Here is a 23,366-nt window from a genome sequence, read left to right as displayed (position 1 = left end):
CTATTCAGGCGTAAGTTATTTGCATTTCTCTTTGTCGAAACAAATAATTACGCATCTGCTTAATACCTGAATTCATTAAAGGGGATCTTATGAAGCATCCTGTTTCGCGTCTTTTTGCCGCACTGTGCCTGTGCGGGCTCTCTTCACTTTCTTTCGCAGCTGACGTGCCGCAGGGCACTGCGCTGGCGCAAAAACAAGAGCTGGTCAGGCATATTAAAGACGAGCCGGCTTCGCTGGACCCGGCGAAAGCCGTGGGGTTGCCAGAGATTCAGGTGATTCGCGATCTCTTTGAAGGCCTGGTTAATCAGAATGAGAAAGGGGAGCTGACGCCGGGCGTGGCGACACGCTGGCAGAGCAACGATAACCGCGTCTGGATGTTTACCTTACGCGATGACGCGAAATGGTCCGACGGCTCCCCTGTCACCGCCCAGGATTTTGTCTACAGCTGGCAGCGTCTGGTTGACCCGAAAACCACCTCTCCGTTTGCCTGGTTTGCCGCGCTGGCGGGAATTAATAACGCGCAGGCCATTATTGACGGCAAAGCCGCGCCCGATACGCTGGGTGTGACGGCGGTGGACGCCAGAACGTTACGCGTTCAGCTGGACAAACCGCTGCCGTGGTTCAGCAACCTGACGGCGAACTTTGCTTTTTATCCAGTACAAAAAGCTAACGTCGAAAGCGGTAAAGAGTGGACGCGGCCGGGCGCGCTGGTGGGGAACGGGGCTTACGTTCTGAAGGACCGCGTGGTGAATGAAAAACTGGTTGTGGTGCCCAATACGCACTACTGGGACAATGCCAAAACGGTACTGCAGAAGGTGACCTTCGTGCCGATTAATCAGGAATCGTCGGCGACCAAACGCTACCTGGCAGGGGATATTGATATTACCGAATCGTTCCCAAAAAACATGTATCAGAAGCTCATGAAGGACATTCCGGGGCAGGTTTATACGCCGCCTCAGTTGGGAACGTATTACTATGCCTTTAACACCCAAAAAGGCCCGACGGCGGATGCACGGGTTCGTCTGGCGCTGAGTATGAGCATCGACCGTCGTATCATGGCAGAAAAGGTGTTAGGGACGGGGGAGAAGCCCGCCTGGCACTTCACCCCAGACGTGACGGCAGGGTTCACTCCGGACGCCTCGCCGTTTGAGCAGATGTCGCAGCAGGAGCTGAACGCCCAGGCCAAAACCTTGCTGCAGGCTGCAGGATACGGTCCTCAGCGCCCGCTAAAGCTGAACCTGCTGTATAATACTTCGGAAAACCACCAGAAAATCGCGATTGCGGTGGCCTCCATGTGGAAGAAAAATCTCGGTGTGGATGTCAAACTGCAAAACCAGGAGTGGAAAACCTACATTGATAGCCGTAACACCGGCAACTTTGATGTGATCCGCGCCTCATGGGTGGGTGATTACAACGAGCCATCAACGTTCCTGTCATTGCTGACCTCCACTCACAGCGGCAACATCTCCCGCTTTAATGACCCTGCCTACGATAAGATCGTCCAGCAGGCGACGCTGGAAACCACCGCGAAGGCGCGCAATGCGGACTACAACATGGCGGAGAAAATCCTTATGGAGAAAGCGCCCATCGCGCCAATTTATCAGTACACTAACGGTCGCCTGATTAAGCCTTGGGTGAAGGGCTACCCAATCAATAACCCGGAAGACGTGGCATATAGCCGGACGATATATATTGAAAGGTACTAATCAGTACCGGTTGCCTGTTAACGCAAGGTAACCATCGCTCCCGATTACAGATACGGATGAAAAAATTATTGCCAGGTAAATAAAGAAGCCGAAAGGACAATAAATGTCAGAATTAAGTCGCTGTGCGGACAATGGATATCATTGCGATATAAATCAGGCGATTGATACTCTGAATGTCGCTACTATCGGTAATTAATATCCGTTGCAAGACATTAATATTTCCATTATGCACCACAGATGCGCGCTTTTCTCACCAGATGAATAAATCGCTTAAGTGCCGCAGGTTCGGGACTATTCCGTCTCAGTAAAACCAGACCGGGACGTGGCTGGTGGTATCCAGCGGGCGGAGGATTAATTTTTTGATTTGAAACTGCTCAGCGCGTGTTTGTAACGCAAACCCGATGCCGTAACCTGCGGAAACCATCGAAAACAGGGACTCGAGCGTGGCGGCATAGCCAGCAATCTGATGGGGACCTGATAAGCCATCCAGCCAGCGATTAAGCAATGTGTAGGGGCCGGGGCACCACGCAGGATGATGCAAAATCAGCGGATATGACTGTAGTAATTCTGGGTTTACCTGGCAACATCCAACAAGGGGATGTCCGGAGGGAAGGAGTACACAGGGGCGATCGCGCCACGCCAGTCGCCTCAGACAGCCCGCAGGGGTATCCGGATGTAGAGTGAAAAGGGCATCCAGATTATTGCCGAGGAGCTCCTGAACCAGATGTGGCGTATTGGCTTCCATGATATCGATGCTGATATCTGGTGTCTGTTCCCGGCACAAACGCAACAGATTAATGAGTACGGGATGAGTCAGTCCATCGGCGAGTCCGATATGCAGAACGTCGCCATAACCATTAGCAATTGCCAGCGCCTGGGTTTTGGCTTCTTCAAAAGCATGGAGCATCTTACTAACTTCAAGGGCAAAGGATTCTCCGGCACGGGTCAGACGTAATGCGCCGTTTCTGTGAAATAACGTCATTCCTAACTGTTCTTCAAGCTTTATGATTGAATGTGAAAGTGGTGAGGGCTCAATGCAAAGGCGTGCTGCTGCCCGACTGATGCTTTTCTCTTCCGCGACGACTATAAAATGGCGCAGTTGTCTCAGACGCATGGCGGGGTGTCCTTTGGTGCGTGAGATTCTGTGAATTTAGTTTCTTTTGGTTACTATATCATTGTAGATGTAAAAGTAGCGTACTGACCGGCAAAATGCGAGTTATTCGCATAGTTCATTTTTACATCTGTCTCGATGCTCCGGAGGAAAAAATGCCAAAGGAACTCTTTTCATTGGTACAATACGTCAACTTTCTCTGGCCTTGGCCAAACCCTATTTGTTATCCCTGATTGTCGAATCGGGGAAGTAAAAATCACTGGGAATCATATGTTAACAGGTAAGCTACGTAATCAGGTTGATGAGATCTGGACCACCTTTTGGACCGGCGGAATCGCTAATCCCATTTCGGTAATTGAACAGTTCACCTATCTGCTGTTCATCAGACGTCTCGACGAGCTTGAAACTCAGCGTGAGAGGCAAGCAATACTACGTAGCGATGGTGTGCAAGAGTCTATTTTTGGTCCTGATAAGCAGCATTATCGCTGGAGTAAATTCAAGAATATTGATCCCGAGGATATGCTTACCTTAGTAAGGGATGAGGTCTTTCCGTTCATCAAAACCATTAATGGTGAGCAAAGTACCTTTGCCCGTCATATGAAGGATGCCATCTTTATGATCCCCAGCGCCCCGTTGCTGGATAAGGTGGTCAATCTGGTAGATAAGCTGGAGATGGATGACCAAGACACTAAAGGCGATCTCTACGAATATATGTTGAGTAAGCTGCAAAATGCGGGGACTAACGGGCAGTTTCGTACACCGCGCCATATCATCAAAATGATGGTGAATATGGTAGAGCCGAAACTCGGTGGTGAGTGGAGCGACGTGATTTGTGACCCAGCCTCTGGTACCTGCGGTTTTTTGATGGCGGCAGAAGAGTATGTGCGAACGCATCATAAGAATGCGCTGTTAAAACCAGAAAATGCTCGCCATTTCCATAATCAGATGTTCAATGCCTACGACTTTGATCAGGCGATGTTGCGTATCGGCGCGATGAACCTGATGCAGCATGGTGTTGAGAATCCGACCGTCGAATATCGTGACAGTCTGATGGATTATGGCGAAGACAATATCAAAGACAAATTCACTCTGATCCTGGCTAATCCACCGTTTAAGGGGAGTGTAGCTTATGATGAATTATCGCCGGATTTGCTGAGTGCACTGGGTAAATCACCGAAAAAGGCAGAGAAGAAAACTGCTAAAACAGTTGACGGCGAAGAGAAGAAGAAAAAGGAACCAAGTGAGAAAACCGAACTGCTGTTCCTGGCGCTGATCCTGCGTATGCTGCAGCCGGGTGGCCGCGCTGCTGTAATTGTTCCGGATGGTGTTTTGTTTGGTTCGACGAAATCACACCGTGAAATCCGCAAAACATTGGTTGAACAACATAAGCTGGAAGCGGTGGTGTCTTTGCCGTCAGGCGTCTTCAAACCCTATACGGGCGTTTCCACTGCAATACTGTTCTTTACCAAAACCAACAGTGGCGGTACCGATGACGTCTGGTTTTATGACATGCAGGCTGATGGTTTCTCACTGGATGACAAGAGAACGCCATTAGTCAAAGACCAGTTGCTGATCACCGAAGCCGACACGGTAGACGAAAAGGTTGCTGAAGGCCCACTGGCACCTTCAGAATTGCTGAACCATAAATTGAACAACATCCCAGATGTTCTTTGGCGTTGGCAAAACGCTCATAAAGAACTAACCCGGCAGCGTACCGAACAAAGCTTCTTTGTACCGAAAAGCGAGATTGTAGAGAAAGAGTACGATCTCAGCATCAACCGTTATAAAGAAGTGGTGTACGATGAAATGACATATGACTCACCGGCGGTGATTTTGCAGCGGATTAAAACCCTGCAAAAGGCGATGGAGCAGGGGATTGCAGATTTGGAGAAGATGCTGTGAGTTGGCCGATGGTGAAGTTGGGTGAGGTCCTTACATTTATAAGAGGAATCACTTTCAAACCTGAAGAAAAGATAGAAGCATCTGACCCTGATGCTGTTGTTTGTATGAGAACAAAAAATATCCAGGAGGAACTGGACGAATCAGATTTAATCGCTGTTCCAAAGGCTCTTGTTAAAAGAGAAGAACTCTTTCTAAGACATGGTGATATCTTAATATCTAGTGCCAATAGTTGGAACTTAGTAGGTAAAGTCGTGCAGGTACCAAAGCTTGACTACCAGGCCACTGCTGGAGGGTTCATTTCTATATTGAGACCCGTTTGGGATAAAGTTTTGCCAGATTATTTATATTTATTTATTAACTCAGGGCAGGTTCAGCATGATATTCGATTGCTTGGGAAACAGACAACTAATATTTCAAATTTGGATCGTAAACGATTTCTTGAACTAGAAATCCCGTTACCTCCGGTTTCAATTCAAGAGAGAATAGCTGCAATACTCATGCAGGGGAGGGGTTTGCTTAAGCAATCAATTCAAATGGAATCTGAACTTACCGCAATGGCACAAGCTGTATTTTTGGAAATGTTTGGGGATCCTATTACTAATCCATTGGCGTGGCCTAAAGTTACCCTTGGTGATATCGCCGAAGTTCAAGGCGGGCTCCAGGTTACAGGCAAGCGTTCAACCTTACCGTTGGAGGTTGATTATTTACGTGTGGCCAATATCTACAAAAATGAATTGAAACTCGATGAAATTAAGAAAATACGAGTTACTCAAGTCGAACTTGAGCGAACTAGTTTGAAAGTTGGAGATATGTTAGTTGTAGAGGGGCATGGGAATAAAGATGAGATTGGTCGTACTGCCGTATGGGACGGTAGCATCATGAATTGCACCCACCAAAACCATCTCATTAGAGTACGTTTTGATCAAGCTGTAGCTGTTCCTGAATTTGTTAGTCGCTTTATAAATTCAGAAGGTGGTCGTGTTCAGATAAATAAAATATGCAATACAACCTCAGGGCTGAATACGATCTCGGCGAATAATGTTCGTTCACTTGAAATTCCATTACCTCCAATTCAAATGCAGAGTAAGTTTATATCTTTTCTTAATGTATTAAATTTACAAGCGAGAAAAAATCTGGAGATCAAAGAACAAAATAAAATGATTTTTGAATCATTAATGCAAAATGCCTTCTCTGGAAAACTAGACCTGAAAAAAGCATCCTAATCAGCAAGGAAACCCAATGTCGAATTTTGCTTTCTTAAGTGAGTGGTCAGAAATTCAGCTAAACGCTCAGCAAGCGGAAAGAGTGCTCAATAGCGATCCGCGTACCTGCTGTTTTTACAGTCGTTACACGTTGGAGCGAGCCGTTCACTGGATGTATGAATTCGACAGGGGATTACTAAAACCTAAGTATGACACTAGCCTTAACACGTTAATAAACCAGCCAGATTTTCGCGATCTGGTAGGTTCGAGCGTTTTTCCTAAGATTAAAGCGATCCAGAAATCAGGCAATAATGCAGTGCACAGTTCTGCGAAGGTGAGTGCCGCTGTCGCCACACAAACGCTGAAAGAATTGCACCATGTTCTTTATTGGCTCTATCGCACCTATACTGCGCACAAGCCCGCAGCGAATCAGATTTTTGATCTCAAAGATATACCCCAAACGGTTCAGGTTGATGCCGGGCTGATTACCCGTAGTGCTCAAAAACTCAAAGAATTACAGAAGCAACTCGAAGATCGGGATGCTCAGCAAGAACGCGAAGAGCAAAACCGAGAACGGGAAAATGCTTCTCTCCGTCAGGAACTGGAACAGCTTAAAGCGAAAGTTGCCGAGCGTAAGCAACAAAACGTTGAAGTTAAGGACAGCCATAACTACAACGAAGCTGAAACTCGCCACTTCATTATCGACCAATACCTGAAAGAGATGGGTTGGTTGCTGACTGACAGTCGCGATCGGGAGTATCCGGTCAGTGGAATGCCTATTTCTAGCCATAATCCAATGGGTAATGGTTTTATTGATTATGTCTTGTGGGGAGATGATGGAAAACCACTGGCGGTTGTTGAGGCCAAACGAACAACGGCGGATGTTCAGCAGGGTAAGCGTCAGGCTGAACTATATGCTGATTGTTTGCAGCAGGATCCGCGTTTTGGTGGCCGTCGACCGCTTATTTATTTTACCAACGGCTATGAGATTTTCTTCTGGGACGACCTGAGTTACACGCCGCGTAAAGTTCAGGGATTTTTGTCAAAAGATGAAATGCAGCGCTTGATTGATAGGCGGGAACTGGCGAAGGCACTGAACAGCATTGAAATTGATAGCCATATTGCTGGTTTTAAGCGCCCATATCAGCAGCAGGCTATTCGTGCAGTCTGCGAGCAGTTTGATCAACAACGCCGGCGTAAAGCATTGTTAGTGATGGCAACGGGAACCGGAAAAACCCGTACTATCATCGGGCTGGTGGATTTATTAATGCGTGCCGGTTGGGTTAAGAATGCGCTTTTTCTGGCCGACCGAAATGCGCTGGTGACTCAGGCGAAAAAAGAATTCTCAAAACTACTACCTAAGTGTTCGCCGGAAATTTTATCGGGGGCGACCAGTACGCTGAAAGGTCGGCTCTATTTGTCTACTTATCCCACCATGATGAACTTGCTTAGCGCTCCGCCAGACAGCCGTCTGTTTGGCGTTGGACATTTTGATTTAGTAATTGTTGATGAGGCGCACCGTTCGGTTTACAAGAAGTATGGCTATATCTTCGACTATTTTGATTCACTGCTGGTTGGTCTGACTGCGACGCCAAAAGCTGATCTTGATAAAAACACCTATGACGTTTTCCAACTCCCTAACAACGATCCTACCTTTGCGTATGAACTGCAGGAAGCGATCGATGATGGTTATCTGGTCCCGCCGCGTGATGTCCGTGTCGGACTGGGTTTTGTGCGCGAAGGGATCAAATATAGCGATCTCAGCAAAGAAGAGCAGGAAGAGTGGGAAAGCAATGAAGAGCTTCAGGAGCGGGATGAAGTATTGCCTTCAGAGATTAATGAGTTTTTATTTAATGAGTCGACGGTCGTTGAGGCACTCAAAGTACTCATGGAGCGGGGGATCAAAGTTGCTGGTGGTGATCGTCTGGCAAAAACGATTATTTTTGCTGCCAATAAACAGCATGCTCAATTTATCAACAAAGTGTTTGATGATCATTTTCCTAAATTTAAAGGCAAATTTGCTCGTACTATTACCTACAAAGAGAAATATGCTGAAAGTTTGATTGAAGAGTTTAAAGGTGAGCGCCAGCCTGTTGATCCGAATATCCCGATGACGCTGGCTATTTCGGTCGATATGCTGGATACCGGAGTAGATGTACCAGAGGTAGCAAATCTGGTGTTCTTCAAAGTCGTGAAATCCAAAGTCAAATTTCTGCAAATGCTTGGGCGTGGCACTCGTTTGTGCGCCAACTTATTCGGGCCGATCAGCCCGGATAATGACAAAACAGAATTCAAGGTTTTTGATATTTGTCAGAACTTCGAATATTTCGAAATGAATCCGCAAGGTGCTGTGGATTCATCCAGTAAATCGCTGTCACAGGCATTGTTTGAGAACCGACTATGGCTGGCCCAGATCTTAAAACAAAGTGAGGCAGGCGGTGTGTATGAAGCAGAACTCAGACAGTATTTACTAAAAATGTTGCACCATCGTGTAGTTGGCATGAATCTGGATAATTTCATCGTCCGCCCCAATCGCAAACTGGTGGAAAAGTACCAAAAAGAAGAAGTCTGGCAAAATTTAACAGATGAGCATTTGGGGGAACTGGTAAGCCAAATTTCTTGTCTGCCTTGTGAGGCTGAACCAATTGCCAGTGATGAACAGGAAGATGAGTTGGCGTTGAGGTTTGATCAATTAATTTTGACGATGCAACTTTCACTCACAGAGCGACGGGGGGTCAGCGATAAGCAACAAGACAGATTGCTGCAAGTAGTACAGCAATTGAAAAGCAGGGCCAGCATTCCTCTCGTGGAGGCTCAAATTGACTGGATTGAATATGTGCTAAGCAAAAACTTTTGGCAGGATTTGACGCTGGAAGATCTTGAAATCACTCGCCGTCGTTTGCGCTTGCTGCTCCGATTTATTGATAAAGAAAAGTCGGCTGCAGTATATACTAATTTCCAGGATGAAGTTGTAACGCTTCAGGAGAATGAAGCACATTACAGCTTTGGCTATAGTGATGCGCTAACGCTTTATCGTAAGCGCGTCGAATCCTGGGTTCGTGAGCATCAGCATGATTTAACAATTCAGAGACTACGTCGTGGGCAGCAGATAACAAAACTCGATCTGGAGCAACTCGACAATAAGCTTTTTGAAGCCAGCGGTATTGATGATATCGATACGTATCAGCAGACCATACATCCAGACAAACCTTTGGGTGTTTTTATTCGCGAGTTAGTCGGGCTTGATCGTAATGCCGCAAAGGCAGCATTTGCTGATTATCTTGATGAAACCCGCTTCGACAGCCATCAGATCCAATTTGTGAATACCATTATCGATTGGCTAACTGAAAACGGTACGATGAGCCCAGAGCGGTTAGCTCAACCTCCGTTTACGGAAAAGCATTTTGAAGGAGTGTTTGGTTTCTTTGATATGCCATTGGTAATGGACCTGCGAGATAGACTAGCAGGCATTGAACAAAGTGCAGTAGGGGAATAATCTGCCGTCGATCTCTGGACTTCAAAATTTCCAGTAAGAACTGTCGCTAGATCACAAAACAGAAAACTTTTTTGCCTGCGGTAAAAATGTCGGTATTGGTTTTTGCAGATAAGAAAAAACCACTATCAGACATGATGTTACAGAGTGAGTACATAACCAAGCACTAATCGGTACTGGCTTGCTGTTAACGCAAGGTAACCACGGCTAAATCCAGAGCTGGCGCGGCTGACAGCGCCAGTTTTCATTAGCGTCCTGAAAAGAGATGTCCTCAAATGACGGTTTTTAGCCATGACGCTATATCCTGGGTCGGCAGGTTATTCTGTACATTCCAGGTATCTTTCATCGGCCACCATACACCGTCTCCCCTGGCGAAGGCCGTGCGATAGCCTGTCATCGTATCATCCGGTTTCAAACGCAGCTCATCCAGTAACGCAGAGAGGGGTAATACGTCTTTAGTGAACGTTTGGCCGGTCACACGTTCAACGGTTTCTGCCAGTTTTCCGTATGAGGTTGTTTCACCTGCGATAAATATCACTTCATTTACGATCCGCGGCTGATGCAAATAAATTTCGGTGGTGAGTCGGCCAATATCCGCAGGTGATGTCACGGTGACCTGTGTGTCCCATCCTCCGAGCGCATTAATGGTTTTTTCGGATAAATTCACCACATCAAATGCCGGTTCGAAGAGAAAACTGGTAAACATGCCGGTTGAAACAATCACCCATTCCGTCGCGTTCTGTTCCCGCAGTAGCGTCCTGACATCATACTGCTCGTCCCAGACGGGCTGACCGCTCCCTTTGCCTACCACATCGTAATTCACGCCAAACTGCCAGGGAAAATAGCGTTTAACGCCAGCCTCCAGTACCGCGCGAGTAATCTTTATCTGTGTTCCCGCGCCAGCGACAAACCCCATGCAGTTGATAACAGTATCAAAATCCGCGAAGTGGTTTTTTAACGCGTCAATCGTGCTGGCAGCGACATCGACAGAGATAAATTTGGCCCCTGCATCAGCCAGTTTTTGATGCGTTTCGGACTGAAGCTTACCCCGGCTGTACCTGGAGCCGGGCGATACGATAACGGAGACAGCGCCGTCGCGCTGCGTGACTGCCGGAACCAGATACTCCAGCACGGCAGCGCCCAATTGTCCTGCACCAAGCACTAATACTTTTTCGCCTGTCGTGATATCACGTTCTTTCATACTGAGCCTCTCTTTGTTTAATCGCTTGATTACTTCAAATTGAGCAAGATTATGTCAGATGGCTGCATTCGATAAGACGACAAGCATAAGTTAGACTGTTCGTAAAAATGGGATAATCGATCTTTTCGGGCGCGGTGGGAATATGGATAAACTGGAATCAATGCGGGTATACGTTTGTGTGGTCGAGACCCATAGCTTCGCCAGGGCGGCAGAAGTGCTGGGGCTACCGCGCTCAACCGTATCGCGGGTCGTTAAGGAGCTGGAAACATACCTGGGCATTCAGCTTTTACAGCGCACCACCCGGAAACTCAGCGTGACCGCAGAAGGCCGACGTTACTATGACGAGAGCAAACGGCTGCTGACGGATATTGCGACAATGGAGTCTGCCTTTCCCGGCAGATCCGCGCAGCCAAGAGGCCGTTTTAAAGTCGGGATGCCGCAGTCTCTCGCCCGACATTGCATCCTTCCCAGTCTCCCTGAATTTCTCCACCAGTATCCCGAGCTGGAGCTGATACTCTGTTCCAGCGATAACGTGGAGGACATTATTCAGGAAGGGTATGACTGCGTGATCCGCACCGGGAGGATAGAAGATTCAACGACGCTGGTCGCGCGCCCTCTGGCGAACTTCAGATGGGTTGTTCTGGCTTCTCCGGGCTATATAGCCGCCTGTGGTAAACCGGAAAATCTCGACCAACTGGAAAAGCATTACGCAGTCGGCTACCTGAACCACCGCACCGGGCGTACCATTGACTGGTTTTTTACGCGTGATGACGGCGATTGTGCAATCCGCATGAAGGAGACGCTGATCGTTGATGACACAGACGCCTATATCCAGGCCGGAATTCATGGGCTCGGATTAATTCGCGTGGCCAGCTATCTGGCTGAGCCGTATCTGAAGAGCGGGGCGTTGGTCCGCTGTATGGAGGACGTCTCTTTCGATTTACCGCTTTCGCTTGTCTATCCACAAAACCGCTATCTTCCGCCTTCGGTACGCGCCTTTTATGACTGGAGCAGAGCGGTGCTACACCAACATGGTGACTGACGGGCGAGAACCCTGGTTTTGCTTAATAGTCGGAAATAAAAAAAGCCCGTCAGAGAACGGGCGAAATAAGCAAATGATTTAGTGATTCGTTATCAACATTGTTGGAGGATAACGCCGCGTATCTTACGTGGCTGAGGGTAATGCAGATACCTGACAAATTCGGTAGGTGAAACAATAAATTAAACGTGCACTACAGTGCGTCAAAAGTGGGGTAGAGACTGTTTTCCAGATATTCAACGAAAAACCAAATCTCACCGCTGAAAATAAACCATAAGCCAAATATAATAAGCAATAAAATAATTAAGGTGAGTATTATTTCTGTCTTTCCCATTGTTGCCACAACCCACCCATCGTTAATTTACTTAAGCTGGGCATTGTAGCGGGGCTTTTCACGATACTCCAGTTTCATGCCGCAAGGACTTTATTACGCCCATCGTTTTTGGCGCGATAGAGCGCATCGTCGACACGTTTAAACAGCGCGTCAATACTCTCTTCCGGGTCATGCCGAGCCACGCCAATACTGACGGTAAAGCGTGGTAAGCCTGGGAGGGTAATATGGGCGACCGCCGCACGGACGGATTCGGCAATCTTCAGCGCCGTTTCGAGAGACGTACGCGGCAACAGGATGACAAACTCTTCACCGCCCCAGCGAAACACCAGGTCATCTTGTCTGCTGCAGGCTTCCAGCGTTCGGGAGAGGGCGATGAGCACCTCATCACCCTTCAGGTGACCAAAGAGGTCATTGATGTTTTTAAAATGATCGGTATCCACCAGCAGCAGGCTAAATTGCTGCTGGACGGAGAGGTGGCTCAGGTTGGTTTGGTCGATAACGTTATAAAACTGACGTCGGTTGAGTAACCCCGTCATCGAGTCACGTAACGCAGCATTTTCCAGCTCCTGCTCAAGCCTCTTTTGCTCAGTAATATCATGGATTATGCACAGCATCAGTTTGTCGCCGTAGATTTCAATGGGCCCCGCGTAGGTCTGGACGTGTCGGGTGGTGCCATCGGCAAGGCGGTGAATAAAATTAAGCGGCTTATGTCCGCCGGGCAGCGCGGCGATCTCCGTCATGATGGGCATGACGCCTCTGCCAAGGGTGTTAATTTCCCAGGTGTGCTTCCGGCACATCTCATCATGTGAATAACCGTAAAAGCTAAGCGCGGCCAGGTTTGCATCGACAATTTGCCCGTCACGGGCAGGATCGATTAGCAACATTGGTGCGCTGTTGGTCAGGAAAAAGCGGGCGTAAAACCCCTGTTTTTTGCGTTGATAGGTTGCGGAACGGCTGGCTTTCAGGCCTGAGGGGGCGTGCGAAGAGATCCCTTCGAAAACGATAACATCACCATCCGGCGTGACGTGGGTGAGGGAGAGGCGACAGCTTATCGGTACGTCCTGCCCGCCCCGGCTAACTGTCCAGATCTCGACAATATCGTGATCGTTTTTCAGTTCGGGAACATACATCGACAGGACGGTTTGCGCACTTGCAGAACAGGAACCTTTACGCAGGTCATTCAGCGTTTTATTACCCGTTAGCTGTATTGCGGCCACATTTGCAAAAATAATCTGTTCCGAAACAGGAGAAATGAGCCACACGGGCGTTTTAATTGCATTAAGCGCATCAAAACTATTTTGCGACATAGTATTTTCCTGTTCATCGGCACGATACGCCTGGCAATCATGGCAGAACTGACCCGCATGTATACTCCCTTGAAACATACTCTACTCAATCCCGTCAGGCATGATTTTTTTGTGAAATAAATTCGGGGTCCGTTTGAATTTTACTTATGGGTATAATTTGTTTGTCTGAGTTTTTTTGTAGCAGCAGCCACGGAACCTGTTCAGCGGGCAAGGGGCGGGAGAAAAGGTAGCCCTGGAGATAGTCACAGCCGAGGCTGGTCAGTATTGCCTGCTGTTCGTCCGTTTCAATCCCCTCGGCAACGACAGTCATCTCCATGGTGCGGGCAATATTAATAATGGTTTCCACCAGCTTGCGGCTTTTTTCATTTCCCAGCATAGAGGACACAAAGCTCTTGTCGATTTTAAGCTCTTTTGCCGGAAGAACGCTCAGCATCAGCAGGTTGGAATAGCCCGTGCCAAAATCATCAATAGAGACGGTGATCCCCGCATGGTTAAAGGCGTTGAGCAGCTCGATGCTGCGGTCGAGGTTTTTTAGCGCGGTACTCTCCGTGACCTCCAGGATCAGCCTTGAGGGCGACAGATTATATTTATCCAGCATGGACGACACGATGTGAAAGATATCCGGCTGTTCGAACTGAATGGGAGATAAATTGAGCGATAACGTCCACTGGCTGAAACCTTGTTCAGTCCAGAAATGAAGCTGCCGACACGCGGCTTCAATAGCCCAGTTGCCAACCGGAATAATCAAACCCGTTTGTTCCAGAGTGGGTAAAAACAGACCTGGCAGCAAAACGCCTTGCTCCGGATGCCGCCAGCGCAGAAGAGCCTCAAAACCGTGGATCGTCTTATCTTTAGCATGCCAGGTTGGCTGATACCACAGTTCAAACCGATCGCTTTCCAGCGCTTGATAAAGTTCCTGCAGAAAACCCGGCTGCGCCGGAACCGCCGTTGACATCTCAGGGCGGTAAAACGCCCAGCCGTTACGACCTTCTTGCTTAACGTGGTGTAAGGCGGCATCCGCCTTAAACTTCAGTTCATGCAGCGTTTCGCCATCCTGAGGATAAAGGCTTACACCCGCGCTGAGGGTGGTACTCAGCATATGTCCGCAAAGGGATAGCGGACGGCGCATATCCGCGAGCAGCGTCGTGAGCAGGGTATTGAGCTTTTCTTCGTCGTATTCGGGAACCAGCAGGATAAAGGCATCCCCACCCAGCCTGGCCAGCGTCATCTCTCGGGTAAGTAGGGAGGTGATGCGCTGGGCAATGGTAATTAATAACTCATCACCGACGCTGTGACCCCAGGTATCATTCACGCGTCTGAAGCGATCGACATTCAGAAAAACCACGGCAAATTGTTTGTTACTCAACAAGGCGCTGTGCAGACAATCCTGCATTCGGATATCCATCTGCTGGCGGTTTGCGAGGCCGGTGAGAGCGTCAAAGCGAACCTGTAGCTCAAGCTGACGGTTGAGTTGGCGCAAATTATCCGTCAGCCGGCTGGTCCGCCAATGCGAATCGATAAGCGAAATAATTAACATCATGCCGAGCAGGGCGAGCGTGGTGACGGAAACCCAGATGGATAACCCCAGCTCGCTGACCCCGCCGGGGAGCGTATGCGCCATCTCATGGAAATGCGCGGCGCTCATGCCCGTATAGTGCATCGCGCAAATGGCGGCGCCCATGACTAACGCGGCGAGAATGCGAGTCACAAAGACCCCTTTGTGCTTATCTCTAAGGCGAAAAGCCAGCCACAGCGCCACACCGGAGGCGACCACGGCAATCATCACGGACACACCCACAATGCGCCGATCCCAGAGGATGCTTCCTTCCAGCATCAACGCGGCCATGCCGATATAGTGCATAGCGACCACGCCAGCGCTGAGGATAACCGTGGCGAAGAACAGCCGAAAGGGAGAGAGGTGTTTGCCCGTAACGGCAATATTTATTGCTATCGTGGAGGCAACGATCGCCACGCCGAGAGACGCAAGGGTTAGCCATAGGTCATAGCTCATCATCATCGGCATTTGCATCGACAGCATACCGATGAAGTGCATTGACCAGATCCCGATGCCCAGCGTGATCCCGCCGGCAATGCGCCAGAACAGAGCCGCTTTACGGCTGGAAAGGAGAATTTTCCCGGCGCTGTCTAGGGCCACAAAGGAGGCGATAAACGCCACCAGATAAGAGACAGCGATCAACACAGGGTCCCACGATATATTGAGCATTATGCAATCCCACGCCTGAGAGGGTTACCGATTTTGCCGGCCGGCACGTCTTTATCTGGCAACGAACATGCGCATTCAAACCATATTAGTTATTTATCGTGGAAAATAGCCACTTATATAAAAGGTCAAACTTACCCGAAATATAAAATATATTCTTTATGTTAATGCATTAAGTACTGCTAAACATAGCCGATAGATTGTAGCAAAGCGTCTTAAATATGTGTGCATATGGACCGTTGTACCGCAGATAATGGTATCGCTTCAGGGGGCTTTGGACCAGCAATACAGCATATGGGACATGACATTTCTACTAAAGCCCCTTTTTTATCTGACTTAAGTTAAATACAGGGTGGGTAACGGCGAAACGAGAAACCAGCGTATTATGTGAGGACAAACGTAAAAGTGAATGCTATAAATCTAAATGCCGACCAAAATATAAGTTGTGGGTAAAATCATGCTAAGAAATATTAGTGTCAGGACCTTCATTGCCTGGTTCCTGCTGTGCCTGTTTTTAGTGAATGCAGGTATCGTTGCTCTATTTTCCAGCAATCTTCCTCTTTTCGTTTCGATTAATCTGGTCAATTTCGTTGGATTATTTTTGCTCTGGAGTTATATGACGAAGTTTCTTGTGACGCCGATCAATACTGTGAAAAAAAGTATTGAAGAAGTGACCGCAGGCAACTTAGGCGTCTCTATCCCCGAGTTTGGCAATAACTGCGCGGGGCGATTAATTCCCGGGATTAATACTCTTTCCAGCAACATCGCTACGCTGGTGCGTGAGATTAGGGCATCATCACAAAACGCCATGGCCTTGTCGGATCAGCTCTCTTCCCGCAGTGCCCAGCTCTCGGTGAAAACAGAGCAGCAGTCTGCGTCTCTGGTGCAAACTGCGGCAAGCATGGAGCAGATGGCGGCAAGTACCCGAAACAATGCCGATAATACCCGGCTGGCGAGCGAGCAGGCGAATGCCGCGACGTTGCAGGCGCGCAAAGGCGGAGATCTGATGGAACAGGTTGCCAGCAATATGCAATCCATTACCGAGTGCGCGCAGCAGATGACGGAAATTATCTCCCTGATCGACGGGATTGCATTCCAGACGAATATTCTGGCGCTTAACGCGGCCGTCGAGGCCGCGCGGGCGGGCGATCACGGGAAAGGGTTTTCCGTGGTTGCAGAGGAAGTCCGAAACCTGGCTCACCGCAGCGCTGAGGCGGCGAAAAACATCAAAACGCTGATTGACGTTACCAGCAGTAATGTCACCCAGGGTGCCAGCGTTGTGTCGGAAGCGGAGAAGAATATGCGTGACATCGTGACCGGCTCCGGCAACGTCAGCCGGTTAATGGACGAAATTTCTACCTCAACCGCAGAACAGGAGAAGGGCATTTCCCAGATCACGCTGGCGCTGTCCGAACTGGAGCGGGTCACGCAAAGCAACGTGGCGATGGCGGAGGAGCTCAACGGTTCCTCTGATGTGCTGCGTAATCAGGTGATCGAACTGCAGACGCGGACCCGAAATTTCAGGCTGGACCAGGGGCACCCCCTGTCACCAGTAGCCAGCCCTGTCTCGTTTCATCCGCGCCCCGAGCACTCTCATTGACAGCTTCCTGAAGCCTGGCATGCCAGGCTTTTTTATTCTCAAAATATAGCGTGTACAATTCCTGAGCGATTTCAGCGCGATGCGAAACATAGTTGTTGCTTAACCCCTGATGGAAGCTAGACTGACATCGAAAGAGCCAAACAGGGGAGGCGCTGTGGAGAGCATTAAAGGATCCGAACTTAACGTTCCTGACGCAGTTTTTGCGTGGGTGCTTGACGGTCGCGGCGGCGCCCGACCGCTGGAAGATGATGATGTCATTGATAAAGAGCATCCTTGCTGGCTACATCTGAACTATACCCACCCGGACAGCGCTGACTGGCTGGCCTCGACTCCGCTGCTGCCTAACAACGTACGTGATGCGCTTGCGGGGGAAAGCCTGCGGCCTCGCGTAAGCAGGATGGGAGACGGGACGCTTATCACCCTGCGCTGTATAAACGGCAGCACGGATGAACGTCCCGATCAGCTGGTTGCGATGCGCGTCTATATGGACGATGGGCTGATTGTTTCCACACGTCAGCGTAAGGTTCTGGCGCTGGATGACATTGTGAACGATCTCAAAGAGGGGACCGGACCGGTTGACTGCGGCAGCTGGCTGGTGGACGTCTGTGACGCCCTGACCGATCATGCGAGCGAATTTATTGAAGAGCTGCACGATAAAATCATCGACCTGGAAGATAATCTGCTCGATCAGCAGATCCCGCCGCGCGGCTTTCTGGCGCTATTGCGCAAGCAGCTGATCGTGATGCGTCGTTATATGACGCCACAACGGGATGTGTATGCCCGTCTGGCCAGTGAAAGACTCAACTGGATGAATGACGATCAGCGCCGCCGGATGCAGGACATTGCTGACAGGCTGGGCCGTGGGCTGGATGAGATTGATTCCTGTATCGCCCGAACGGCGGTGATGGCGGATGAAATCGCGCAGGTGATGCAGGAGTCGCTGGCGAGAAGAACCTACACGATGTCCCTGATGGCGATGGTCTTTTTACCCAGCACATTTCTGACAGGGCTTTTTGGCGTCAATCTGGGCGGTATACCCGGCGGCGAATATCGGTACGGCTTCACCGCGTTTTGCGTCATGTTAGTTGTTTTGATTGGTGGTGTTGCATGGTGGTTGCATCGTAGTAAATGGCTGTAAATTTACGATTTTTTCACCTTTTTCGAGGATTAAAACGCTCTTTTAATTGAGCGAAGTCAATAAACATCACCCCCGTAAGGTGCAATATTACTCCCGCAGGTGAATGCAACGTCAAGCGATGGGCGTTGCGCTCCATATTGTCTTACTTCCTTTTTTGAATTACTGCATAGCACAATTGATTCGTACGACGCCGACTTTATAGTCGGCTTTTTTTTGCCTCCTGTTTCTCAGCGTCTACCCTAAAAGGGACGACAGCAAATCCTGGAGGGAAAGATGAGCATTTTACTCGCTCTGCTAATGCAACACGCGCGTCAGTCCGATCCTGTCCCCACCGATCCCGTGCCGATGCCCGATCCCATTCCGCGTCCGCAGCCGATGCCAGACCCGCCGCCGGACGAAGAACCGATTAAATTGTCGCATCGAACCCCGAGATCTGCGAGGATACGCGCCATCTGACCGTAAAGATGACCACGAGAGATTATTGTGACCGCTTTTTCTACCCTGAATGTTCTGCCTGCCGCCCAACTCGACAACCTCAACGAGTTGGGATACCTCACGATGACGCCTGTTCAGGCGGCCGCGCTACCCGCTATCCTTGAAGGCCGGGACGTGCGTGTGCAGGCGAAAACGGGCAGTGGGAAAACGGCCGCTTTCGGTCTTGGTCTGCTGCAGCATATTGACGCGTCGCTGTTTCAGACCCAGTCACTGGTCCTGTGCCCGACCCGCGAGCTGGCAGACCAGGTCGCGGGTGAACTGCGTCGCCTGGCGCGCTTCCTGCCCAATACCAAGATCTTAACCCTCTGCGGTGGGCAGCCGTTTGGCGCACAGCGCGATTCGCTCCAGCACGCGCCGCACATTATTGTCGCGACGCCCGGCCGCCTGCTTGATCACCTGCAAAAAGGCACCGTTTCGCTCGATGCCTTAAGCACGCTGGTGATGGACGAGGCGGACAGGATGCTGGATATGGGCTTCAGCGATGCCATTGATGAAGTGATCCGCTTCGCGCCGGCCGATCGTCAGACGCTGCTGTTCTCTGCGACATGGCCTGAAGCCATCGCCGCGATCAGCGGTCGCGTGCAGAATAATCCGCTCACCATTGAGATCGACAGCGTCGATGCTCTGCCGGCCATCGAACAGCAGTTCTTTGAAACCTCGCAGCAGGGAAAAATCCCGCTCCTGCAGAAACTGCTGAGCCAGCACCAGCCTGCGTCATGCGTGGTGTTCTGTAATACCAAAAAAGACTGCCAGGCGGTTTGTGATGCCCTGAATGCGGCGGGGCAGAGCGCACTGTCTCTGCATGGTGATCTGGAACAGCGCGATCGCGATCAAACGCTGGTGCGTTTCGCCAACGGCAGCGCCCGCGTGCTGGTCGCGACCGACGTCGCCGCCCGCGGTCTGGACATCAAATCCCTTGAACTGGTGGTGAACTATGAACTGGCCTGGGACCCGGAAGTGCACGTCCATCGTATTGGTCGTACCGCGCGCGCCGGAAACAGCGGCCTGGCCATCAGCTTCTGCGCACCGGAAGAGGCGCAGCGCGCCAATATTCTCTCAGAAATGTTGCAGATCAAACTGAACTGGGTGAACGCGCCGGGGAACGTCAGGCTCATGCCGCTGGAGGCCGAAATGGCGACGCTGTGCATTGATGGCGGCAAAAAGGCCAAGATGCGACCGGGGGATGTGCTGGGCGCACTGACCGGAGATGTGGGGCTGGAAGGGGCGGATATCGGGAAGATTGCGGTTCATCCGGCACACGTGTACGTGGCGGTTCGCAAGGCGGTTGCGCATAAGGCGTGGAAGCAGCTGCAAAACGGCAAGATTAAAGGCAAAACCTGCCGCGTACATCTGCTGAAATAAGGCATAAAGCGTCTCAGAAGGTCTTTCTGAGACGCCCATCGCTTATTTCACTTCAAGCACGTTCAGACGCAACTCTTCGAACTGATTGTCATCATCTTCCGGCTGCCAGCCCGCAGGCTGCATTGGGATCTCTTCCCGGTCAAACGCCAAATCGCCACCATTCACCACCTCCGAGCCGTGGTTGATACCTTTGAAGTCGAACAGCTCTACGTCAGCGAGGTGGGAAGGAACCACGTTCTGCATCGCGCTGAACATGGTCTCAATACGGCCCGGATAACGTTTGTCCCAGTCGCGCAGCATGTCGCCAATCACCTGACGCTGCAGGTTCGGCTGTGAGCCGCACAGATTGCATGGAATGATCGGGAACCCTTTCGCCTGAGAAAAACGCTCAATGTCTTTTTCCCGGCAGTAGGCAAGAGGGCGGATCACAATATGCTTGCCGTCATCGCTCATCAGCTTAGGCGGCATGCCTTTCATCTTGCCGCCGTAGAACATGTTCAGGAACAGCGTTTGCAGGATATCGTCGCGGTGATGGCCCAGCGCAATTTTGGTCGCGCCCAGTTCCGTTGCTGTACGATAGAGAATGCCGCGGCGCAGACGGGAGCAAAGCGAGCAGGTGGTTTTTCCTTCCGGGATCTTTTCTTTCACGATGCCGTAGGTGTTTTCTTCGACGATTTTGTACTCAACGCCCAGCTGTTCAAGATATTCCGGCAGAATGTGCTCCGGGAAACCCGGCTGTTTCTGGTCAAGGTTGACCGCCACCAGGGAAAAATTAACCGGCGCGCTTTGCTGAAGATTACGCAGGATCTCCAGCATGGTGTAGCTGTCTTTACCCCCTGACAGGCAAACCATGATGCGGTCGCCTTCTTCAATCATGTTGAAGTCCGCAATGGCCTCGCCCACGTTACGGCGCAGGCGCTTTTGAAGTTTATTCAGGTTGTATTGCTCTTTCTTTGTATTTGATTGATTTTCTTGCATTTATTACTACCTTCGGAGCCAATAGGGGCATAATAGGGGCAAAAATTTTTCAGCGTGCCAGCTTATCGTTAAGCATCAGCACCTGTTCGCCATTCATTTCTTCAATCCACGCACCGTAGACTTCATAAACCATTTGCGCGTTTTCATGCCCCATCTGGCTGGCTATGAAAGACGGGTTAGCGCCGGCAGATAAAAGCCAGCAGGCAAAAGTATGCCGCGTATGGTACGGATTCCGGCGGCGAATACCAGCACGTTTTACAGCTGCGTTGAATCTCGCACCGATGCTCGATAAAGAGTAGTAGGCTTTCTGTTCTCCCTTGCGCATCCGGGGTATGAAAACGAATCGCAGATTTTGATGTTCCACTGCGCCATACTCGCGATGATTAAAGACAATTTCGGTTTTAGGCTGTAGCGCTGTCAATTTGCGCTGCGCTTTCAAGGCTTCAAGTGCCGGCTCTAAAAGGGTGATAACCCGGTTACCTGCTTCGGTTTTTGGTGGGCCGAACATGCCCAAGGCATTAAGATTGCGCTGTATATGAGCCGTACCTTTTTCCCAGTCGATATCTTCCCAGGCAAGAGCTGCGAGCTCTCCATGACGGACACCAGTATAAACTGCGAACGTCCACATATTCAGGCTTTGGCCACGCTCGGATTCCGCAAGCAAACTAAACTCCTGCTTCGTTAAAGGATCCGGTTTTACTTTCCCTTTGTGTAGTTTCTTGATTCCTTCGAAGGGCTTGCCACTGATAAAGCCAGATTTGTGTGCAAACCGAAGCAGGGAGCACAGAAGCGATATATAGTTGTTCACGGTACGCACAGTGCGTCCCTGTTTGTTGCTTCTGGGATTTGTCAGGTAAAGTGTCTCACCATTCAACAACTCCTTCCTGTATTTAAGAATGTCGCTGTGGCGTATAGTTGAAACAGGCGTATCTCCGTTAATGATGTGCATTAACGTACCCAGTTGTGAGCGCGTCTTACGCATCGTATTCGCGCTAATTTCGGTTTCTTTAATGCTCGTCCACAGTTCACACAGCTCTGAAAAGGTTTGAACTGAAACAGTGGTTACGGTTTTTTTTGCTCTGGATGATGAAGGAAAGCGCTGGTGGTAATCAAATTCTCCAAGGTTGATCTCGCTAACGATCACAGCCCGAAGATTCCCTGCTTTTTTGATGTTCGCCGGGGTGTTAATCCAACCTTTTAGAATTTCTCGGCAACGCTTTCCCCGGTACATAAACCAGATACAAATCTTATTGTTTCTGATTTCGACACCCGTAGGCAAAGCTGACATCTTACGCATCCCTTATTAACTGATTAATTCTCGGATAGTTATACCAGGTTGTGCCACGCAAGGTTTTTTCTCCAGAAGGAGATACTCGTTTAAAATGGACACCTTCCACCCAACAGCCCTGGCGATACTTCTCAATCTGTCGTTCGGTCAGGCCTGTTTTTTCTGTGAGCCTTGCGCCAACAACCCATTCTTCGTTAAAAATTACCTGCGACATGGTTCACCTCAGGTAGCAACGTCATCATGCTTGATACCGTGTTGGCACTGAACTACGTCATTAAACAGCTGGAGGCAACACAGAAAGAGCTCCAGGAGCTTAAGCAAAAATAGCGGAATCATGAAGACTTAGCTTTCAGTCGCAGCCCGTTCTGGCATTTAACGGGCTTTGTCTCCCTCAGATCTGCTTACATCTGCGCCATTATTGAAAAATTTACAAAAGAGATAATTCGAAACGAGAGATAAACTTAGAAACGAAACGGCGAAGCTTTAAGCAGTGACGATAGGGCCTGTATCTTGCGGACACTTACAAATAAAACTACTGTATATAAAAACAGTATTTGAGGTGTGTGCAATGGAATTCATCAGGCCAACAGAACTGCGAGAAATTATCGCTCTTCCGCTTTTCAGTGACTTAGTACAGTGTGGTTTCCCAAGCCCCGCAGCTGATTACGTTGAACAGCGTATCGATCTCAATGAGTTACTTGTCGCTCACCCGAGCTCTACATATTTCGTCAAAGCCGCGGGGGATTCAATGATCGAAGCCGGGATAAGCGACGGTGATCTGCTGGTGGTGGATAGTTCGCGCACGGCTGAGCACGGTGACATTGTCATCGCCGCGGTTGAAGGGGAATTCACTGTTAAGCGTTTGCAGTTGCGTCCAAATGTCCAACTCATCCCAATGAATAGCGCCTACAGTCCGATTGTTGTAGGCAGCGAAGATACGCTGGACGTTTTCGGCGTTGTTACTTTCATCGTCAAATCGGCGAGCTGAG

18 protein-coding genes are annotated in these 23,366 nt (G+C 49.7%); 10 read left to right on the top strand and 8 right to left on the bottom strand.

Annotated features, from left to right (window positions below):
* Positions 1–89 precede the first annotated feature (89 nt).
* The gene (locus IM313_RS11490) at positions 90–1,706 is read left to right on the top strand and encodes an ABC transporter substrate-binding protein (RefSeq protein WP_192971154.1); all 1,617 of its coding nucleotides are present in this window, start codon (positions 90–92) and stop codon (positions 1,704–1,706) included.
* 301 nt (positions 1,707–2,007) lie between these two features.
* Here IM313_RS11490 and IM313_RS11485 read toward each other — a convergent pair whose 3' ends face one another.
* On the bottom strand, positions 2,008–2,820 hold the full coding sequence (locus tag IM313_RS11485) for a LysR family transcriptional regulator (RefSeq protein WP_192971153.1): 813 nt from the start codon (positions 2,818–2,820) through the stop codon (positions 2,008–2,010).
* Positions 2,821–3,087: 267 nt separating this feature from the next.
* Here IM313_RS11485 and IM313_RS11480 point away from each other — a divergent pair, with 267 nt between their 5' ends.
* The 3 genes from IM313_RS11480 to IM313_RS11470 are packed head-to-tail and all read left to right on the top strand — an operon-like array spanning position 3,088 to position 9,417.
* Positions 3,088–4,719, top strand: a complete 1,632-nt coding sequence (locus IM313_RS11480) for a class I SAM-dependent DNA methyltransferase (protein WP_192971152.1) — start codon at positions 3,088–3,090, stop codon at positions 4,717–4,719.
* On the top strand, positions 4,716–5,942 hold the full coding sequence (locus IM313_RS11475; protein WP_192971151.1) for a restriction endonuclease subunit S: 1,227 nt from the start codon (positions 4,716–4,718) through the stop codon (positions 5,940–5,942). The genes IM313_RS11480 and IM313_RS11475 overlap by 4 nt, the downstream gene beginning before the upstream one ends.
* A gap of 16 nt (positions 5,943–5,958) precedes the next feature.
* On the top strand, positions 5,959–9,417 hold the full coding sequence (locus IM313_RS11470) for a DEAD/DEAH box helicase family protein (protein ID WP_192971150.1): 3,459 nt from the start codon (positions 5,959–5,961) through the stop codon (positions 9,415–9,417).
* A 268-nt stretch (positions 9,418–9,685) separates the two neighbouring features.
* Here the strand turns inward: IM313_RS11470 and IM313_RS11465 are convergent, their stop codons facing one another.
* On the bottom strand, positions 9,686–10,615 hold the full coding sequence (locus IM313_RS11465) for an aromatic alcohol reductase (RefSeq protein ID WP_192971149.1): 930 nt from the start codon (positions 10,613–10,615) through the stop codon (positions 9,686–9,688).
* 142 nt (positions 10,616–10,757) lie between these two features.
* Here IM313_RS11465 and IM313_RS11460 point away from each other — a divergent pair, with 142 nt between their 5' ends.
* The gene (locus IM313_RS11460; protein ID WP_192971148.1) at positions 10,758–11,657 is read left to right on the top strand and encodes a LysR family transcriptional regulator; all 900 of its coding nucleotides are present in this window, start codon (positions 10,758–10,760) and stop codon (positions 11,655–11,657) included.
* Between the two features lie 190 nt (positions 11,658–11,847).
* Here IM313_RS11460 and IM313_RS11455 read toward each other — a convergent pair whose 3' ends face one another.
* The 3 genes from IM313_RS11455 to IM313_RS11445 all read right to left on the bottom strand — a co-directional run bounded on the left by IM313_RS11455 (position 11,848) and on the right by IM313_RS11445 (position 15,519).
* Positions 11,848–11,988, bottom strand: coding sequence for an Ecr family regulatory small membrane protein (locus IM313_RS11455; RefSeq protein WP_032644880.1), 141 nt, complete (start codon positions 11,986–11,988; stop codon positions 11,848–11,850).
* A gap of 74 nt (positions 11,989–12,062) precedes the next feature.
* A complete protein-coding gene (locus IM313_RS11450; protein ID WP_192971147.1) occupies positions 12,063–13,295 on the bottom strand; it encodes a sensor domain-containing diguanylate cyclase in 1,233 nt (410 codons plus the stop codon).
* Between the two features lie 94 nt (positions 13,296–13,389).
* Positions 13,390–15,519, bottom strand: coding sequence for a bifunctional diguanylate cyclase/phosphodiesterase (locus tag IM313_RS11445; protein WP_192971146.1), 2,130 nt, complete (start codon positions 15,517–15,519; stop codon positions 13,390–13,392).
* 454 nt (positions 15,520–15,973) lie between these two features.
* On the opposite strand from IM313_RS11445, the gene IM313_RS11440 reads away from it, so the two are divergent.
* The 4 genes from IM313_RS11440 to dbpA all read left to right on the top strand — a co-directional run bounded on the left by IM313_RS11440 (position 15,974) and on the right by dbpA (position 20,111).
* Positions 15,974–17,116: a methyl-accepting chemotaxis protein gene (locus IM313_RS11440; protein WP_192971145.1), complete on the top strand. Its 1,143-nt coding sequence runs from the start codon at positions 15,974–15,976 to the stop codon at positions 17,114–17,116.
* A gap of 154 nt (positions 17,117–17,270) precedes the next feature.
* Complete coding sequence (zntB, locus tag IM313_RS11435) at positions 17,271–18,254, top strand: zinc transporter ZntB (protein ID WP_028013350.1); 984 nt, start codon at positions 17,271–17,273, stop codon at positions 18,252–18,254.
* Between the two features lie 297 nt (positions 18,255–18,551).
* Positions 18,552–18,710 (top strand): hypothetical protein, encoded by a 159-nt coding sequence (locus tag IM313_RS22705; RefSeq protein ID WP_108780354.1) that lies wholly within the window; start codon positions 18,552–18,554, stop codon positions 18,708–18,710.
* 27 nt (positions 18,711–18,737) lie between these two features.
* Complete coding sequence (gene dbpA / locus IM313_RS11430) at positions 18,738–20,111, top strand: ATP-dependent RNA helicase DbpA (RefSeq protein ID WP_192971144.1); 1,374 nt, start codon at positions 18,738–18,740, stop codon at positions 20,109–20,111.
* A 42-nt stretch (positions 20,112–20,153) separates the two neighbouring features.
* Here dbpA and ttcA read toward each other — a convergent pair whose 3' ends face one another.
* Genes ttcA through xisR form a run of 3 tightly spaced genes read right to left on the bottom strand, consistent with a single transcriptional unit; the run spans position 20,154 to position 22,591 of the window.
* Positions 20,154–21,089, bottom strand: a complete 936-nt coding sequence (gene ttcA, locus IM313_RS11425) for a tRNA 2-thiocytidine(32) synthetase TtcA (RefSeq protein WP_045260636.1) — start codon at positions 21,087–21,089, stop codon at positions 20,154–20,156.
* Between the two features lie 49 nt (positions 21,090–21,138).
* The gene (locus tag IM313_RS11420) at positions 21,139–22,377 is read right to left on the bottom strand and encodes a site-specific integrase (RefSeq protein WP_049119903.1); all 1,239 of its coding nucleotides are present in this window, start codon (positions 22,375–22,377) and stop codon (positions 21,139–21,141) included.
* Between the two features lies 1 nt (position 22,378).
* Positions 22,379–22,591 (bottom strand): excisionase family protein, encoded by a 213-nt coding sequence (gene xisR / locus IM313_RS11415; protein WP_014884030.1) that lies wholly within the window; start codon positions 22,589–22,591, stop codon positions 22,379–22,381.
* 354 nt (positions 22,592–22,945) lie between these two features.
* On the opposite strand from xisR, the gene IM313_RS11410 reads away from it, so the two are divergent.
* Positions 22,946–23,365 carry a translesion error-prone DNA polymerase V autoproteolytic subunit gene (locus IM313_RS11410; protein WP_023618012.1) on the top strand — a complete coding sequence of 140 codons (420 nt, stop codon included), beginning with the start codon at positions 22,946–22,948 and terminating at the stop codon, positions 23,363–23,365.
* The last annotated feature ends 1 nt before the right edge of the window (position 23,366 follow it).

Source organism: Enterobacter cloacae complex sp. P2B (genome assembly GCF_014895985.1).
GTDB classification, from domain to species: domain Bacteria; phylum Pseudomonadota; class Gammaproteobacteria; order Enterobacterales; family Enterobacteriaceae; genus Enterobacter; species Enterobacter bugandensis.
This window is presented reverse-complemented; position numbering and strand designations above follow the sequence as displayed.

Excerpts from the sequence above, each read along its gene's own strand:
- IM313_RS11490 (WP_192971154.1), top strand. The coding sequence starts at position 90 with ATGAAGCATCCTGTTTCGCGTCTTTTTGCCGCACTGTGCCTGTGCGGG.
- IM313_RS11485 (WP_192971153.1), bottom strand. The coding sequence starts at position 2,820 with ATGCGTCTGAGACAACTGCGCCATTTTATAGTCGTCGCGGAAGAGAAA.
- IM313_RS11480 (WP_192971152.1), top strand. The coding sequence starts at position 3,088 with ATGTTAACAGGTAAGCTACGTAATCAGGTTGATGAGATCTGGACCACC.
- IM313_RS11470 (WP_192971150.1), top strand. The coding sequence starts at position 5,959 with ATGTCGAATTTTGCTTTCTTAAGTGAGTGGTCAGAAATTCAGCTAAAC.
- IM313_RS11465 (WP_192971149.1), bottom strand. The coding sequence starts at position 10,615 with ATGAAAGAACGTGATATCACGACAGGCGAAAAAGTATTAGTGCTTGGT.
- IM313_RS11460 (WP_192971148.1), top strand. The coding sequence starts at position 10,758 with ATGGATAAACTGGAATCAATGCGGGTATACGTTTGTGTGGTCGAGACC.
- IM313_RS11455 (WP_032644880.1), bottom strand. The coding sequence starts at position 11,988 with ATGGGAAAGACAGAAATAATACTCACCTTAATTATTTTATTGCTTATT.
- IM313_RS11450 (WP_192971147.1), bottom strand. The coding sequence starts at position 13,295 with ATGTCGCAAAATAGTTTTGATGCGCTTAATGCAATTAAAACGCCCGTG.
- IM313_RS11445 (WP_192971146.1), bottom strand. The coding sequence starts at position 15,519 with ATGCTCAATATATCGTGGGACCCTGTGTTGATCGCTGTCTCTTATCTG.
- IM313_RS11440 (WP_192971145.1), top strand. The coding sequence starts at position 15,974 with ATGCTAAGAAATATTAGTGTCAGGACCTTCATTGCCTGGTTCCTGCTG.
- IM313_RS22705 (WP_108780354.1), top strand. The coding sequence starts at position 18,552 with ATGCAACACGCGCGTCAGTCCGATCCTGTCCCCACCGATCCCGTGCCG.
- ttcA (WP_045260636.1), bottom strand. The coding sequence starts at position 21,089 with ATGCAAGAAAATCAATCAAATACAAAGAAAGAGCAATACAACCTGAAT.
- IM313_RS11420 (WP_049119903.1), bottom strand. The coding sequence starts at position 22,377 with ATGTCAGCTTTGCCTACGGGTGTCGAAATCAGAAACAATAAGATTTGT.
- xisR (WP_014884030.1), bottom strand. The coding sequence starts at position 22,591 with ATGTCGCAGGTAATTTTTAACGAAGAATGGGTTGTTGGCGCAAGGCTC.
- IM313_RS11410 (WP_023618012.1), top strand. The coding sequence starts at position 22,946 with ATGGAATTCATCAGGCCAACAGAACTGCGAGAAATTATCGCTCTTCCG.